Annotated in this window: 13 protein-coding genes; 11 read left to right on the top strand and 2 right to left on the bottom strand. The window is 34.0% G+C overall.

The annotated features are described in order from the left end of the window. The first annotated feature begins 204 nt into the window (after positions 1–204). Entirely contained in the window at positions 205–555 is a 351-nt protein-coding gene (locus FLV_RS11280) for a DUF6249 domain-containing protein (protein WP_243233949.1), read from the top strand. Between the two features lie 51 nt (positions 556–606). Here FLV_RS11280 and rnhA read toward each other — a convergent pair whose 3' ends face one another. Both rnhA and purN read right to left on the bottom strand, forming a co-directional pair. Beyond that, entirely contained in the window at positions 607–1,086 is a 480-nt protein-coding gene (gene rnhA, locus FLV_RS11275; RefSeq protein WP_243233948.1) for a ribonuclease HI, read from the bottom strand. A gap of 154 nt (positions 1,087–1,240) precedes the next feature. Continuing rightward, positions 1,241–1,825 carry a phosphoribosylglycinamide formyltransferase gene (purN, locus tag FLV_RS11270; RefSeq protein WP_243233947.1) on the bottom strand — a complete coding sequence of 195 codons (585 nt, stop codon included), beginning with the start codon at positions 1,823–1,825 and terminating at the stop codon, positions 1,241–1,243. Between the two features lie 175 nt (positions 1,826–2,000). Here purN and FLV_RS11265 point away from each other — a divergent pair, with 175 nt between their 5' ends. The 10 genes from FLV_RS11265 to FLV_RS11220 all read left to right on the top strand — a co-directional run bounded on the left by FLV_RS11265 (position 2,001) and on the right by FLV_RS11220 (position 16,156). After that, positions 2,001–2,237: an acyl carrier protein gene (locus FLV_RS11265; RefSeq protein ID WP_007137004.1), complete on the top strand. Its 237-nt coding sequence runs from the start codon at positions 2,001–2,003 to the stop codon at positions 2,235–2,237. 242 nt (positions 2,238–2,479) lie between these two features. Continuing rightward, positions 2,480–3,733: a beta-ketoacyl-ACP synthase II gene (gene fabF / locus FLV_RS11260; RefSeq protein ID WP_243233946.1), complete on the top strand. Its 1,254-nt coding sequence runs from the start codon at positions 2,480–2,482 to the stop codon at positions 3,731–3,733. Positions 3,734–3,742: 9 nt separating this feature from the next. Continuing rightward, entirely contained in the window at positions 3,743–4,483 is a 741-nt protein-coding gene (gene rnc, locus FLV_RS11255; protein ID WP_243233945.1) for a ribonuclease III, read from the top strand. A gap of 125 nt (positions 4,484–4,608) precedes the next feature. Beyond that, positions 4,609–5,097 carry an IPExxxVDY family protein gene (locus tag FLV_RS11250; RefSeq protein ID WP_243233944.1) on the top strand — a complete coding sequence of 163 codons (489 nt, stop codon included), beginning with the start codon at positions 4,609–4,611 and terminating at the stop codon, positions 5,095–5,097. Positions 5,098–5,102: 5 nt separating this feature from the next. Next, positions 5,103–6,536, top strand: coding sequence for a pyruvate kinase (gene pyk / locus FLV_RS11245; protein WP_243233943.1), 1,434 nt, complete (start codon positions 5,103–5,105; stop codon positions 6,534–6,536). Between the two features lie 233 nt (positions 6,537–6,769). After that, on the top strand, positions 6,770–7,966 hold the full coding sequence (locus tag FLV_RS11240; RefSeq protein ID WP_243233936.1) for an aminopeptidase C: 1,197 nt from the start codon (positions 6,770–6,772) through the stop codon (positions 7,964–7,966). Between the two features lie 149 nt (positions 7,967–8,115). Further along, positions 8,116–8,841 (top strand): metallophosphoesterase family protein, encoded by a 726-nt coding sequence (locus FLV_RS11235; RefSeq protein WP_243233934.1) that lies wholly within the window; start codon positions 8,116–8,118, stop codon positions 8,839–8,841. Between the two features lie 45 nt (positions 8,842–8,886). Continuing rightward, positions 8,887–9,417: a DUF6646 family protein gene (locus FLV_RS11230; protein ID WP_243233932.1), complete on the top strand. Its 531-nt coding sequence runs from the start codon at positions 8,887–8,889 to the stop codon at positions 9,415–9,417. Between the two features lie 437 nt (positions 9,418–9,854). Continuing rightward, entirely contained in the window at positions 9,855–12,638 is a 2,784-nt protein-coding gene (locus FLV_RS11225) for a T9SS type A sorting domain-containing protein (protein WP_243233930.1), read from the top strand. Between the two features lie 482 nt (positions 12,639–13,120). Beyond that, the gene (locus FLV_RS11220) at positions 13,121–16,156 is read left to right on the top strand and encodes a T9SS type A sorting domain-containing protein (RefSeq protein ID WP_243233924.1); all 3,036 of its coding nucleotides are present in this window, start codon (positions 13,121–13,123) and stop codon (positions 16,154–16,156) included. Positions 16,157–16,173: the final 17 nt, after the last annotated feature.

The following is a 16,173-nucleotide window of genomic DNA, read 5'->3' as shown; positions in this document are numbered from 1 at the left end:
AGCTTAACCGCAATATTGTCATCTCTGACAAAAATGTCGAAACTAAAATTAGAGCTACAAAGTTTTTATATTCAAAATTAATTGATAATCAGTGACTTTTGGAGTTTGGAATTTGGAATTTAAAAATTTTCACCAAATGTTGTAACCTCAATTTAAAAGGTGTCGTCCTATAGGGTATCAATCAATTATAAAAACATAAAAATTATGGGACCAGAAGTATTAGTACCATTTAGTCTTTTTGCGATGATCTTTGGGATTGTCTATCTAATTTATTCAACAAGAAACAGAGAGCGTTTGGCTCTTATAGAGAAGGGTGTTGATGCCAGCATATTTTTAAAAGGAAGAACGAATGGAAGTTCATCATGGAAAATTTTTGTTGTCAATTTGGCATTTCTATTAATAGGAAGCGGTGTTGGGATTTTTCTTGCCTTGCTTATTACAACTTACACCTCTCTTAATGATGGTGCGGTTTATCCTTCTATTATTTTTATAATGGCAGGAATTGGGCTTTTGGTTGGATTTAAAACAGCAAAAGATTTAGATAAAGAAGAATGAATTTTAAGTTAGAAATGAAGAACGCATCAAATTAATTTTTGATGCGTTTTTTTATTCTTTAGAACCAATGGTTTCATAATATTCATCAACAGAAAGTTTAGGCTGCATGGATGCCATAACAGCGAGTTGATCACAGCGTTCGTTTTGCGGATGATTATTATGCCCTTTTATCCATTTAAAATTAACCTGATGTTTACGGTAAACAATTAAAAATCGTTTCCATAAATCGGGATTTTTTCTGCCTGCAAATTTCTTTTTTTCCCAGCCTAAAATCCATTTTTTTTCGACAGAATCGACTACGTATTTAGAATCTGAAATAACCAAAACTTTCATGTTTGGATTTTTTAGTTTCTCCAGGCCAACTATAACTGCTAAAAGTTCCATGCGGTTATTGGTTGTCAAGCGAAAACCTTCGTAAAATTCTTTTTTATGCGGTGTTCCTACCAATTCCATCACGACTCCGTAACCGCCATTGCCGGGATTTCCTTTTGCAGCGCCGTCTGTATATATATGTACTTCGTGTTGGCTCATTTTAATTTTTTTTCACCATATAAGTGATATAAGTTCATTTAAACTTTGTGTTATTTGTTGTAAGTAAAAGTGAAATTATTTTAAGTATCTTATATTCCTTAAATAAAAAGTAAGATTTACAGCTGCTGTTATATTTACTTATATGGTTTGTTTTTTAATTGGAATTTCCTTTTGTTGAATCTTCTAATAGTGTCTGAATAATTTCAGGAAAATGCTTTTGCTCTAATTCATGGATTTTTTCAGCAACAGTTTCAGGAGTGTCTTCATCGGTTAAAGCAACGTTTGCCTGAAAAATAATGGCGCCTTCATCATAATGTTCGTTTACATAATGAATCGAGATACCGGTTTCTTTTTCCTTATTATTTACAATGGCTCTGTGTATGTGCATGCCGTACATTCCTTTACCTCCATAGTTGGGTAAAAGCGCCGGATGTATATTGATTATCTTGTGCGGATACTGTTCAATTATGTTTTCGGGAAATTTGAGTAGAAAACCTGCCAAGACAATCAAATCCGGATTGATTTCTTGTATTTTTTGCAATAAATTTCTTTCTAAAAGTTCGCTTTTTGAGAAGATTTCAACAGGGATTTGATGATTTTTTGCCCTTTCAATGACTTTTGCATTAGCATTATTTGTAAAGACAGAAACAACATTTGCTATTTCAGTTTTTTTAAAGTACTTAATAATGTTTTCTGCGTTACTTCCTGAACCTGAGGCAAAAACGATAATTTTTTTCATAATCAAATTTATTTTGAGAATGCAAAAAACGGAATAAAAAATCAAAATAAATAGTATTAGAAGGCCTTTCTTGAAATTAATTTTATAAATTAGTAACACATTTATTAACTAAATAGTTGTTTTAAAATAAAGTTTTTTATTTTTGCCAACAAATTAAATTCTAAAATTAAAGATTATGTCAGACATTGCATCAAGAGTAAAAGCGATTATCGTAGACAAATTAGGTGTTGACGAAAACGAAGTTGTAACAGAAGCAAGCTTCACTAATGATTTAGGAGCTGACTCATTAGACACTGTTGAGCTTATTATGGAATTCGAAAAAGAATTTGATATTCAAATTCCAGACGATCAAGCAGAAAACATTGCTACTGTTGGTCAAGCTATTTCTTATATCGAGGAAGCTAAAAAATAATAATACTGCACCCGAATTTTAAAAATTCCAAATTTGAATGTCCAAATTCCAAAATTGGGATTTGTTTTTTTGAAAAATTGGATTTTCTAAAAATCGGGTGTTATTATTTTTTTTCAAATTTAAATTTCGATTGATTTTCAATCCAAAAGATATATTTATATTGTAATGCCCATGGCTCTTAAGTAACAATACAGTTAAGAAAGCGTGGGTTTTATTTGTTTAAAGATACAAAATACATATTTATGGCATTAAAGCGAGTTGTTGTAACAGGATTAGGTGCTCTTACTCCTATCGGAAATAATATCCAGGAGTATTGGGATGCACTTATTAATGGAGTTAGCGGTGCTGCCCCAATAACGTATTACGATACAGAGAAACATAAAACCAAGTTTGCCTGTGAAGTAAAAAACTTCAATATTGAGGATTATATGGATCGTAAAGAATCTCGTAGGTTAGATAAATTTGCTCAGTATGCTGTTGCTGCTAGTGATGAAGCTATTAAAGATGCGGGATTAACAGACGAAAATATCGACAAACAAAGAGTAGGGGTTATTTGGGGAGCAGGAATTGGAGGTTTAGAAACTTTTCAGGACGAAGTACTGTACTATGCAAAAGGTGACGGAACTCCAAAATTCAATCCTTTCTTTATTCCTAAAATGATTGCTGATATAGCACCGGCGCATATTTCGATGCGTAACGGTTATATGGGACCTAATTATACTACAGTTTCGGCTTGTGCTTCTTCTGCAAATGCTTTAATTGATGCTTTTAACTATATTCGTTTAGGAATGTGTGATGTTATTGTATCCGGTGGTTCTGAAGCAGCAGTTACAATTGCAGGTATGGGCGGTTTTAGTTCAATGCATGCGCTGTCTACAAGAAACGAAAGTCCGGAAACAGCTTCAAGACCTTTTGATGCAACCCGAGATGGTTTTGTTTTAGGTGAAGGTGCAGGAGCTTTGGTTCTGGAAGATTACGAACATGCAAAAGCCAGAGGAGCAAAAATTTATTGCGAAATTGGCGGAGGCGGAATGTCATCTGATGCTTACCACTTAACAGCACCACACCCGGAAGGAATTGGAGTTATTGCAGTAATGAAAAATACACTAAGAGATGCCGGAATGAATCCTGAAGATGTTGATCATATCAACACACACGGAACTTCTACTCCTCTTGGAGACGTTGCTGAGTTAAAAGCTATCAGTGCTGTTTTTGGAGATCATGCCAAAACAATCAACATCAACTCTACAAAATCAATGACAGGACATTTACTTGGTGCTGCGGGAGCTATTGAAGCTATTGCTTCTATTTTGGCTATGCAAAACGGTATTGTTCCTCCAACAATTAATCATACTGTGGTTGATGAAAACATTGATCCATCATTAAATCTTACTTTAAATAAGCCTCAAAAAAGAGAAGTAAATGTTGCAATGAGTAACACTTTTGGTTTTGGAGGACATAATGCTTGTGTATTGTTTAAAAAATTAGTTGACTAATTTCTGTATATGAATATTATCAAAAAAATATTTTCAAAATCCCGTCCTCACGAAGGCGGGATTTTTTTTGATGATATTCAGAAAATTCTTGGTTTTGAGCCAGTTTCACTCGGGTTTTACAGGAAAGCATTTACACATCGTTCTTCTAATAAATTAGATGAATCAGGAAATCCAATTAATTATGAGCGCCTTGAATTTTTAGGAGATGCTATGTTAAGTTCTGTCATTGCAGCACATTTGTACAATAAAGCACCCAACGGAGACGAGGGTTATTTAACAAAAATGCGCTCTAAAATTGTGAGTAGGGAACATTTGAATGAATTGGGTAAAGATTTAAATTTAATAAGGTTTGTAGAGAGTAAAGTGCCTGTTCAGCATTTTGGTGAAAATATTCATGGAAACATTTTCGAAGCACTTATTGGAGCAATTTATTTAGATCGCGGATATTCTTTTTGCGAAAAATTTATTCAAAAAAGAGTTATCATACCTTATGTCGATATTGCCCGACTAGAAGGAAAAGTAATAAGCTATAAAAGTTTGGTTATTGAATGGTGTCAGAAAGAGAAGAAAATCTTTCATTATGATATTTTTGAGGATAACGGAATTGATGGACAGCGTTTGTTTGGTGTTAAATTAAGTATAGATGATAAAGTAATTGCAAGAGCAAGAGCAACTTCAAAAAAGAAGGCTGAAGAGAAGGCATCTCAACGTGCTTATTTTGCATTTCAGGAAAAAATAGATAAGAAATAACACGAAAAGTAGTGTAATATTCTTAATGCTATAACGTTTTCGTTTATAAATTAACAAAAACATGCTGTTCTTAACTCTTTAAGCTACGATAGAAATAGTATATTTACAGCTTGATATTTCATGATATGGCTATACATAGATTGGATTTAGACGAATTTGACGAAATTGATTATTATTTAATGGCAATCCATACTTCTTTAGAAGATTATAGATTAGCCTATTTTATAAATAAAAAACTTCCGATAAACTTAAGTAAGAGCAAAAACGAGATCCATGCTCAGACTAAGGAAGGTGAGACAAATTTTTCCAGATTCTATTACTATGATACTGAAAAAGCCCTTTCATGGAACTTGATTCAGAATAAAAATGAAATCATTTCAGTGAGAAAAAATGATTTTCAGAATTTGTTTTCCAATGAAAATAGTGAGATTTCAACAACAATTCATTTACTTCCTGAATTCAAAAAAGTAGATTTTTTCCTGAAAATAGATAATAGCGGCGAGGCTATAAATTTTTCAGAAATACAGCAAAAGCTAAATACAATTGAGAGTATCGCTGCTATTTATGCTGTAGATACAAACAAAATAAAATCAAAAAACAATTTAATTTTTTAAAAAAAATGCTTACAAACAAAAAAACCAAAATTGTAGCTACACTTGGGCCTGCATGTAGTACGAGAGAGATTATCAAGGATATGATCGAAGCAGGGGTTAATGTGTTCAGAATCAATTTTTCGCATGCTGACTATGAAGGAGTAAAAGAGAAAATAAACATTATTAGAGGACTAAACGAAGAATTTGGATATACTACTGCAATTCTTGGAGATTTACAGGGGCCAAAGCTTAGAGTTGGTGTAATGGAAGAAGGGACAGTTGTTAATGATGGAGACATTATTACTTTTACAACTGCAGAAGATATTGTAGGAAATGCAAAAAAAGCATTCATGAAATATCAAAATTTTCCAAATGATGTAAATGTAGGAGAGCGTATTTTGCTTGACGATGGTAAGCTTATTTTTGAAATCGTTTCTACAGATAAAAAAACAGAAGTTGTTGCTAAGGTAATTCAGGGTGGAGAATTAAAATCTAAAAAAGGGGTTAATCTTCCAAACACTAAAATCTCATTACCGGCTTTAACTGAAAAAGATATTGCTGATGCTATTTTTGCTATTGAGCAAAAAGTAGACTGGATTGCGCTTTCGTTTGTAAAAACACCTCGTGATTTGCAAGACTTACAGGAATTAATTGCGAAGCATTCTGAGGTTAAAATTCCAATTATTGCTAAAATTGAAATGCCGGAAGCACTTGAGAACATGGATAAAATTGTTGCTTATTGTGACGGTTTAATGGTAGCTCGTGGAGATTTAGGAGTTGAACTTCCTGCTCACGAAGTGCCATTAGTTCAAAAAGATTTAATTCGCAGAGCAAAAACTGCCAGAATTCCTGTTATCGTTGCGACTCAAATGATGGAAACAATGATTACAAGTTTAACTCCAACAAGAGCTGAAGTAAATGACGTTGCAAATTCAGTAATGGACGGAGCTGATGCGGTAATGTTGTCTGGTGAAACGGCTACAGGAAACTATCCGGTGCAGGTTATTCAAAAAATGACTCAAATTTGTGAGGCTGTTGAAGATTCTCCACTTATTCAGGTTCCTCAAAATACGCCGCAAATTAAAACAAAACGTTTTGTTACTAAAACGGTTTGTCATCAGGCGGCTTTATTGGCTAATGAAATTCAGGCTAAAGCAATCTGTACGCTTACCAATAGCGGTTATACTGCTTTTCAGATTTCAGCATGGAGACCATCATCGGCACATATTTTAGTGTTTACTTCAAACAAAAGAATTTTGACACAATTAAATTTATTATGGGGTGTTAAATCATTCTTTTATGATAAAGACGAAAGTACTGATGATACGGTTACAGATGTAAATAAAATTGCAATTGAAAAAGGTTATGCTGCAAAAGGCGATTATTTAATCAATCTTGCCGCAATGCCAATTAAAGATAAAGGAATGGTAAATACCATGAGAGTTTCTGAAATAGAATAGTTTATTTAGAATAAAATATAAAACCACCAAAATTTATTTTTTGGTGGTTTTTCTGTATAAAATACTTTTGTTTTAATTGTTGGTTTTTTATTTAAGTTATTGATTTTAAGTTGTATAGGATAATTCGGTAAAAATTTAACGAAACTGATACTAACAAATTGTGTATAATTTGATTGTTTTGTAACAAAATATAAATTGTAACTACTAATTTATTAAATCATTAAATAAAAATTATGAATAGATTTTCAATCAAATCAGTGTTTTTGGCTTCTGTTTTTTTTGTTGGAGCAACAAGCTGTTTTGCACAAGACATTTTGGTGAATTCATTAAAATTAAATTCAAGTGACAAAAGCAAAGAAAACTTTAAATTCACTGAAGTAATTAATTTAGGAACGACTTCAGTAAAATTACAGGGTTCTTCAGGAACTTGTTGGAGTTATGCTTCAAACTCTTTTTTAGAATCAGAAATGATTCGTTTAGGAAAACAGCCGGTTGAACTGTCTCAGATTTTTTCTGCCAGAAATGTGTATGTTGAAAAAGGAAAAAATTATGTGCGTATGCATGGTGCTGTTACTTTAGGTGACGGAGGATCATTACACGATGTAATTAATATGTACAAAAAATACGGAACTGTGCCTAGAGAAGTTTATACAGGATTGAATTACGGTACTGATAAAAATAAATTTGCCGAGATGGCAGCTCTTATTGAAGGAGTGTTAACAGCAGTAGTTAAAAATCCAAACGGAGAATTGACTCCAAGCTGGGAAAAAGCATATGCTTCTGTTATTGATTCATACTTAGGAAAAGTTCCTGATAATTTTGCTTATAAAGGAAAGAATTACACTCCACAAAGTTTTGCAAAAGAAGTTGTTGGAATTAATCCTGATGAGTATGTAGAGATGTCCTCTTTTACAAGCGCTCCATATTATCAAAAAACGTTATTGGCTGTTCCGGATAACTGGTCATTTGATCAGGTTTATAATGTGAAAGTGAATGATATGACCGATGTTATTGATAATGCTTTGAAAAAAGGATACACTGTAGCCTGGGCGACTGATGTGAGTGAAAAAAGTTTTAGCTGGAAAAACGGAGTTGCTTATGTTGCATCAAAAAAATATGATGATATGACAGCTGAAGAAAAGGCTGATATGTTTAATGGGCCAAAAGCAGAGCCTGAAATTACAGCTGAAATGCGTCAGGCAGCTTTTGATAATTACCAGACTACCGATGATCATGGAATGCATATTATCGGTTTGGCAAAAGATCAGACTGGAAAAGAATACTACATCGTAAAAAATTCCTGGGGAGAAACTAATGACTATAAAGGTTTCTTGTTTGTGACTAAAAATTTCGTAAAATATAAAACAACTGCTTTGATGGTAAACAAGGGAGGGATTCCAACCGATATTGCCAAAAAATTAGGAGTATAATTTTCTTTATTTTTAAAGGACTAATCCCGACAGCGCTTATGAACAATGTGTTTTGAGGTTGTTGGGATTTCTTTTTTATTGATATAAAATAATTACCGTACACAAATCATTTTGCATATTTTTGTAAATTCCGGATTAAATAATTAAAAATGAGAACATTTGTTATAGGCGACGTTCATGGAGGTTTACTTGCCCTTGAACAAGTGATGAAAAAAGCCGAAGTTACTGAAAAAGACAGGTTAATATTTCTTGGAGATTATGTTGATGGTTGGAGTCAGTCACCTCAGGTAATTGATTATTTGATTAATCTTCAAAGTAAGCAAAACTGTATTTGTATCAGAGGAAATCATGATGAGCTGTTGTTAGAATGGCTTAAAAATGCAAAAAACAATGAGCTTTGGTATCAACACGGTGGTGAGGCTACGGTTTTGGCTTATGAAAAATTAAATAAAGGAGAAAAGCAGGTACATATAAAATTTTTAGAATCACTTGAAGATTATTATTTAGACGAACAAAACCGTTTATTTGTTCATGCAGGTTTTACAAATTTAAATGGCGTTGGTTATGAATACTTTCCAAAATTATTTTACTGGGACAGAACTTTGTGGGAAACAGCACTTTCTTTAGATCCAAACATGAAAAAAGAGGATTTGTACTATCCCAAGAGATTTACTTTGTATAAAGAAATTTTTATTGGACATACTCCCGTTAGCCGAATTGGCAAAACGGTTCCTGTAAATAAAGCCTGCGTCTGGAATATTGATACCGGTGCAGCCTTTAAAGGGCCTTTGACAATAATGAATGTAGATACAAAAGAATTTTGGCAAAGTGAGCCTTTAAACGAATTGTATTTTAATGAAAAAGGAAGAAATTAATCTGTAAAATTCTATTTTTGTAGATAAAAAAATATTTTAAAATTTATGAAAAAAATAATCACATTATCATTTCTGGTATTATTTGGTACAGCACATGCCCAGCAAGCTTTTAAAGGAAAAGGAGATGTAAAAGTTAATATTGGCGCTAATCTGCAAGACGGAGGCTCCGGAATACAAAGTTCTGTTGATTTTGGTCTGGCAGAGAACTTCTCTTATGGTTTTGTAGTTTCTTATTTGTTGGGAGTAAATGAATTTTCAGGGTTTTATAACGGAGGAACAACTCAATATACTAATGAAAAGCCGGATTTTAAAGATCGTTTCGATGCTAAATTCAGAATAAATGCGAACATTGGAAATGTTTTAAAGGTTGATGAAAAGTTAGATGTTTATCCGGGTTTAAGCTTAGGATTAAAAAATTTTGGTGGACATTTAGGAGGTCGTTATTTCTTTACTGAAGGATTTGGTGTTTTTACAGAGATTGGGTTTCCAATTGCTAAATACAGTGATGATAATGAATTGTTTGATGATTTGAATAATCAGGTTACTTTTAGTCTTGGGGCATCGTTTAACTTGTAAGGAGTTTTAAAAAACAAAAAAGCGGCGGTTTGAAATTTTTCAAACCGCCGCTTTTTTTGTTTAAAAATCTAACCGGAATTTATTTTGGATTGTAAAGTTTCATAAAATGGAAACAGCCATAGAAGAGAATTTTCATGATGTAGCTGTTAGTAAAAATAAGAATATTCCTGTTGTTTGAATTTGTTTGTTTTTTTATTTGAATTTTAAAATCTAAGATTAACTATTTCATGCAAATGCCAATATTTATAGGCTTTCGGAAGTTATTTTAACTATAACGTTTTAGTTGTATTATGAATATTTAAAATGATTATTTTTTTAACTATGTGTAATTTTATTCTAAAATTTTTTTAGATTAAGGAAAAATATTTATTTTCGTGTAATCGATTACATTTTTTCGATGACTTAAACTAAACTATCTATTTACTTAAACCACAATTATGAAAAGAATTTTACTTTACATGGCTTTGCTGTTTATTTCAGCACAAGTTGCGGCGCAAACAATAACAAAATCATCCGGATGGCTTGAGTCGGCTTTTGTTGAATGGTCTCCTGTGGCAGGAGCTGACAGTTATAATGTTTATTATACTGGCGGAGGAGAAACAAACAAAAAAATTGATGAACAGTTGATTCGTAGTTATGGGACTTATTTTCGTGCTGATGTTCTTGGACTTGCGGCAGGAAGTTACACAGTAACAGTGAAATCGGTTACGTCAGGTGTTGAAGGGGCTGGAGCAACAACGTTGCCCTTAACCGTTTTGGCTCAGGATCGTTCTGGTTTTGCCTTTGATGGTGGACGTGTTCCAGGAGGTTATAATGCAGATGGTACACCTAAAGCTGGTGCAATCATTCTTTATATTACTAAAAATACTAAAAACACAATTTCTTTTAATGTTGTAACCAATAATAAGGGCGGTGTAACTAACTCAGTGGGACTGCAAAACATTCTGTATGGTATTAAAAAAGGATATGAAACACGTCCTTTTATTATTCGAATGATTGGAAATATAACTGACCCATCTGTTTTAGAAGGCGGAGACATTGTTATAGAAAATAATAATAATGCTTCAAGTTATGTAACGCTTGAAGGCGTCGGAAATGATGCAGTTGCAAATGGTTGGGGTATTCGTCTTAAAAAAGCATCAAACATAGAAATTAGAAATATCGGATTAATGTTGACTGATGCCAGCGAAGGAGATAATATAGGTCTTCAAACTGACAACAGTTATGTATGGGTGCATAATTGTGATTTGTTTTATGGTGGAGCAGGCGGGGACGCAGATCAGGCAAAAGGTGATGGTGCTCTTGATAGTAAACGATCTACTTTTGTTACGTTTTCATATAATCATTTCTGGGATACCGGAAAATCAAATCTCTTAGGAAATGGCACTTCAGAACCTCAGGGTTATCTTACTTACCATCATAATTGGTATGATCATTCTGATAGCAGGCATCCGAGAGTAAGAACTCACACAGTTCATGTTTATAATAATTATTATGATGGAAACTCTAAATATGGAGCAGGGTCAACTTTAGGGTCATCTGTATTTATGGAGGCAAATTTTTTCCGTAATTGTAAATATCCGATGCTAACTTCTAAGCAAGGAACAGATATATTTTTTGATGCAAAAGGAACATTCTCTGGAGAAGCCGGAGGAACGATAAAAGCATTTAATAATGTTATGAGTGGCCAAACACGCTATGTGGTTTATGATGCCATAACTAATCCAATTGAATTTGATGCTATTGAAGTTACAGACAAATCATTACCTATCAGTGGTACTATAAAATCTAAGCTGGGAGCTAATATTTATAATAACTTTGATGTCAATCCTGCAATTATGTATGCTTATACTCCACATAGTGCTGAAGATGCCAAAACAAATACGATGTTGTATTCAGGACGTGTTGAAGGAGGTGATTTAAAATATGCTTTTAATAATGCAATTGACGATTCTTCTTCTGATGTTAACGTGGCATTAATGAGTGCGCTTACTTCTTATACGACAAAACTCGTATCAGTTCAGGGGGAAACCGATGTGGTTGGTAATCAAACTTTGACGTCAACCAGTAAAAATAATGATCAAACGGTTTCTGCGGGAGTTGCAATTAGCAATATTGTTTTTACTTGGGGAGGAGATGCGACAAATGCAAGTGTTGTAGGGTTGCCAAATGGAGTGACTTCAGTTGTAAATGCATCTGCAAAAACAATAACACTTTCTGGCACGCCTACTGAGACGATGGAATATACTGTTACGACAACCGGAACAACAGGGGCTTCCGCTTCTGATTCAGGGACTATAACCGTATTGCCTGCTAGTAGTCAAGTTCTTACTGTGAGCTCTAATAATAGTAGTCAAACAATTGTAAAAGGGTCCGCTATAGCCCCTATAGTGCTTACATGGAGCGGTGATGCAACTGATGTAGAAATTACTAATGAATTGGCAGATGGTCTTAATGCCCTAAAAGATGCGGTTGCAAAAACCATTACTATTTCTGGTACTCCAACTGCAACAGGATCTACAACTTTTACAGCAATTACCTCAGGAATTGCAGGAACGCCTGTTGCTGTTTCGGGTACAATTGTAGTTAATGCGGTTTCTGTTGGTGATCAAATACATAATTTCACATTGTCTGATAAAACAAATTCATTCTTTGCAATTTCAGGAAGCAATCTATCAAATTCAAGAGGAACTATGACTTATGAAGGTTTATCACTAAGTCTTTGTTTAAAATTGGAAAGTTCTGCTGGTGTAATTGAATTTGATACAACTCAACCAAGCACTTTGACATTAGTAATGAATGCTTCGTCAAATGCTACCACGTTTGTTGCTGGAGCAAATGCAAATATTGACGGAGTAAATCGTAGTGATGCAAGTGGAATACTTGTAATAACTCTTCCTGCCGGACATCATAAAATCATGAAAAGTGGAACAGGAAATATATTTTATGTAAAACTATCATACAGCACATTGGGTGTAGGAGATAATGTTAAGGCTTCGAAATTGGCTCTATATCCTAACCCTGTTTCAGATCAATTGTATATTTCTTCTGAAGATCAAAAAGTGAAAAACGTTCTTATTTACAGTTTGTCAGGAACTGTGGTAAAAAATATTTCCAGTGAAGTTGAATCTATTGATGTAAGTAATCTTGCTACAGGAAATTATTTAGTAAAAGTGACTACGGATCAAGGTTCGGTTACTAAAAAGATTATCAAAAAGTAATTTAAAAAAAACAGCTAATTGAAAGGCTTCCAATTTTGGAAGCCTTTTTTTGTTTGTGGTAGTTTTTGATTGAAATGATCTGTTTTTTAAATAAAGAAAAAGTGATTTTTGTGCTTGATTTTCAAATGATTATTCTTTTTTGAAGTTATTTTCTTATGTTTTTAATTTCATTTTTGAATTAAAAAAGACATCTAAAGTCAATAGCATTTTCAATGAATAAGATAAAATAATAAGCAATTAAAGTTTCGGAAGTTCTGTAAAATAAGGGCTTTTTCGGGTTGTGTAATTTATTGCATAAAATGTAATTAATTACATTTTAGTTATTATAATAACGTTATTTTTATTGAATATGTTTTTTTATTCTAAAAATATTATGAATATTAAAATTTTATATATTTTTGCGTAATCGATTACATTTTAAAGTTTGTATTCGTAAAATAAAAACCACTTTTAAATAACTATCAATTAACCAAAACCACAAAATGAAACAGAAGTTACTTTTTTTGATCTTTTTGTTTGTTTCTATGCAAACATGGTCGCAGCAAATTAATGAGGCAGCCGGCTGGCTTGAATCGGCTTTTATAAAATGGCAGCCTGTCAGTAATGCCCAGACTTACAATGTTTATTACACCGGAAATGGTTTTACAGACCAAAAAATTGACAATCAATTAATCCGTAGTTATGGTTCTTATTACCGCGCAGATATTCCGGGACTGAAGGCAGGAACTTACACGGTAAAAGTTAAGCCTGTTATTTCAGGTGTTGAAGGTGCCGGTACTGCAACAGGTACTTTGACAGTTTTAGCTCAGGACCGTAATGGTTTTGCTTTTGATGGGGGCCGTGTTCCGGGAGGATATAAAGCAGATGGTACTCCAAAAGATGGAGCGGTGATTCTTTATATCACACAAAATACCAAAAATACGATTTCAATGGATATTACCGGAGCAAGTGCAAATCCATGTGTAGGACTGCAAAATATTTTGTACGCCATTAAAAAAGGAAAAGATACCCGTCCGTTTATCATCCGTCTGTTAGGAAATATTACAGATATGACTGTGATGGAAGGCGGAGATGTTGTTATCGAAAATGCTAATAACGTATCAAGTTATGTTACTTTAGAAGGTGTTGGTAATGATGCGGTTGCCAATGGCTGGGGTGTGCGCCTTAAATCGGCTTCGAATATTGAAGTAAGTAATATTGGTTTTATGAACTGCAACAGTACAGCAGGAGATAATGTTGGAATGCAACAGGATAATGATCATATTTGGGTTCATAATTGTGATTTGTTTTATGGAGATGCCGGTAGCGATGCTGACCAGATAAAAGGAGATGGGGCATTAGATAATAAATCATCAACGTATGTTACATTGTCGTATAATCACTTTTGGGATAGCGGAAAAGCAAGTCTTTTAGGTTTGAGTGAAGGGACTACAACAGGTTTGTATATTACGTATCACCATAATTGGTTTGATCATTCAGATTCTCGTCATCCAAGGGTTCGTTATTATTCTGCGCACATTTATAACAATTATTATGATGGAAATTCAAAATATGGAGCAGGGTCAACATTGGGTTCCTCTTTATTCATTGAAGGAAATGTTTTTCGTAATTGTAAATATCCTATGTTAACTTCTAAACAAGGAACAGATATTTTTTATGATGCTACAGGTACTTTTTCTGGTGAAGCCGGAGGTACAATTAAGGCATTTAATAATACCATGACTGGTCAAACACGTTACGTTACGTACAATGCCACTAATTATCCTGTAGAATTTGATGCTATTGAAGCTGTAACCAGGGGAGAAGTTATTAGCAGTAGTATTAAATCAAAACTGGGAGCGAATAGTTACAACAACTTTGATACCAATGCTGCCTTATATGTTAAAAATCTGGTTGTTGACCAGCCTGCGGTAGCACAAACGAAAGTAGTGCAGTATTCAGGCCGTGTTTCAGGAGGAGATTTAAAATGGACATTTGATAATGCTGTAGATGATGCTTCGTCTACTGTAATCACAGCATTAAAATCGGCTCTTACAAACTACACGGGAACATTGGTTTCTGTACAAGGTGAAACAAGTGTAGTAAGCAATCAAACGCTTTCTTCAACTACGAATAATAACCAAACTGTGACAAGTGGTACAGCAATTAGTTCAATTGTTTTTACCTGGGGAGGAACAGCAACAGATGCTACGGTAACAGGATTGCCTGCATCAGGAATTACTTTTGTAAAAAATACTACTGCTAAAACCATCACTATTACCGGAACACCAACTGCTACGCTTTCTTACTCAATCAGTACAGTAGGAACAGGAACAGCAGCGACCGGATCAGGAACAATCACCGTTACCCCTGTAAGTGCTCAAACCCTTACTTCAACTACGAATAATAACCAAACTGTGACAAGTGGTACAGCAATTAGTTCAATTGTTTTTACCTGGGGCGGAAGCGCAACAGATGCTATGGTAACAGGATTGCCTGCATCAGGAATTACTTTTGTAAAAAACACTACTGCTAAAACCGTCACTATTACCGGAACACCAACAGCCACTCTGTCTTATTCAGTCACTACTGTAGGAACAGGAACAGCAGCGACCGGATCAGGAACAATCACTGTTACACCTGCAAGTGTTCAAACCCTTACGTCAACTACTAATAACAGTCAAACTGTGACAAGTGGTACAGCAATTAGTTCAATTGTTTTTACCTGGGGTGGAAGCGCAACAGATGCTACAGTAACAGGATTACCTGCATCAGGAATTACTTTTGTAAAAAATACTACTGCTAAAACCATTACTATTACCGGAACACCAACAGCAACGGTTTCCTATTCGATTACTACAAGCGGTACAGGTACGGTTGCTACAGGGTCAGGGACTATAACTGTTACGGGGACATCAACAGGGAATCAGATTCACAATTTTACAACTTCTGGAAAAACAAGTTCATTTTACACTATTAGCGGAAATATGAATTCGACTGCAGGTTCTGTGACGTATGCTGGTCTAACATTGACTGCTCGTTTAAAAATAGAATCCAGCACATCTATTACATATACCACAACTGCCGCTTCGACATTAACATTAGTATTCGACTCTAATTTTACCGGAACTATAAAAGTTAATAATGTGTCTTACACGGCAACAGCAGGAATCGTTACAGCATCACTTCCAGCAGGAGCAAATACCATAACAAAAGGCTCTGTTGCAAATTTGTTTTATATACGTACTGCGTATAATACAACTTCACGTATAGCGTCAAATTTATCTGATAGTTTAACAGAGGAAACGGTAGAGTCTAAGGCGCTGACTTTATATCCAAATCCGGTTTCAGGCGAGTTAAATATTGATTCAGATAAAACGATTCAAAAAGTTGAAGTGTATAATTTGACGGGAGCATTGGTAAATTCACAAGCAGGAAATAGTAATACTATAGATATGGGTAATCTTGCCAATGGAAGTTATTTGGTAAAAGTTTATACCGAAAACAGTGTAACTACAAAAATTATCATTAAAAAATAATACCCAACTAACTAACC

The sequence above is a fragment of the Flavobacterium pectinovorum genome, assembly GCF_022802975.1.
GTDB lineage: Bacteria > Bacteroidota > Bacteroidia > Flavobacteriales > Flavobacteriaceae > Flavobacterium > Flavobacterium pectinovorum_B.
This window is presented reverse-complemented; position numbering and strand designations above follow the sequence as displayed.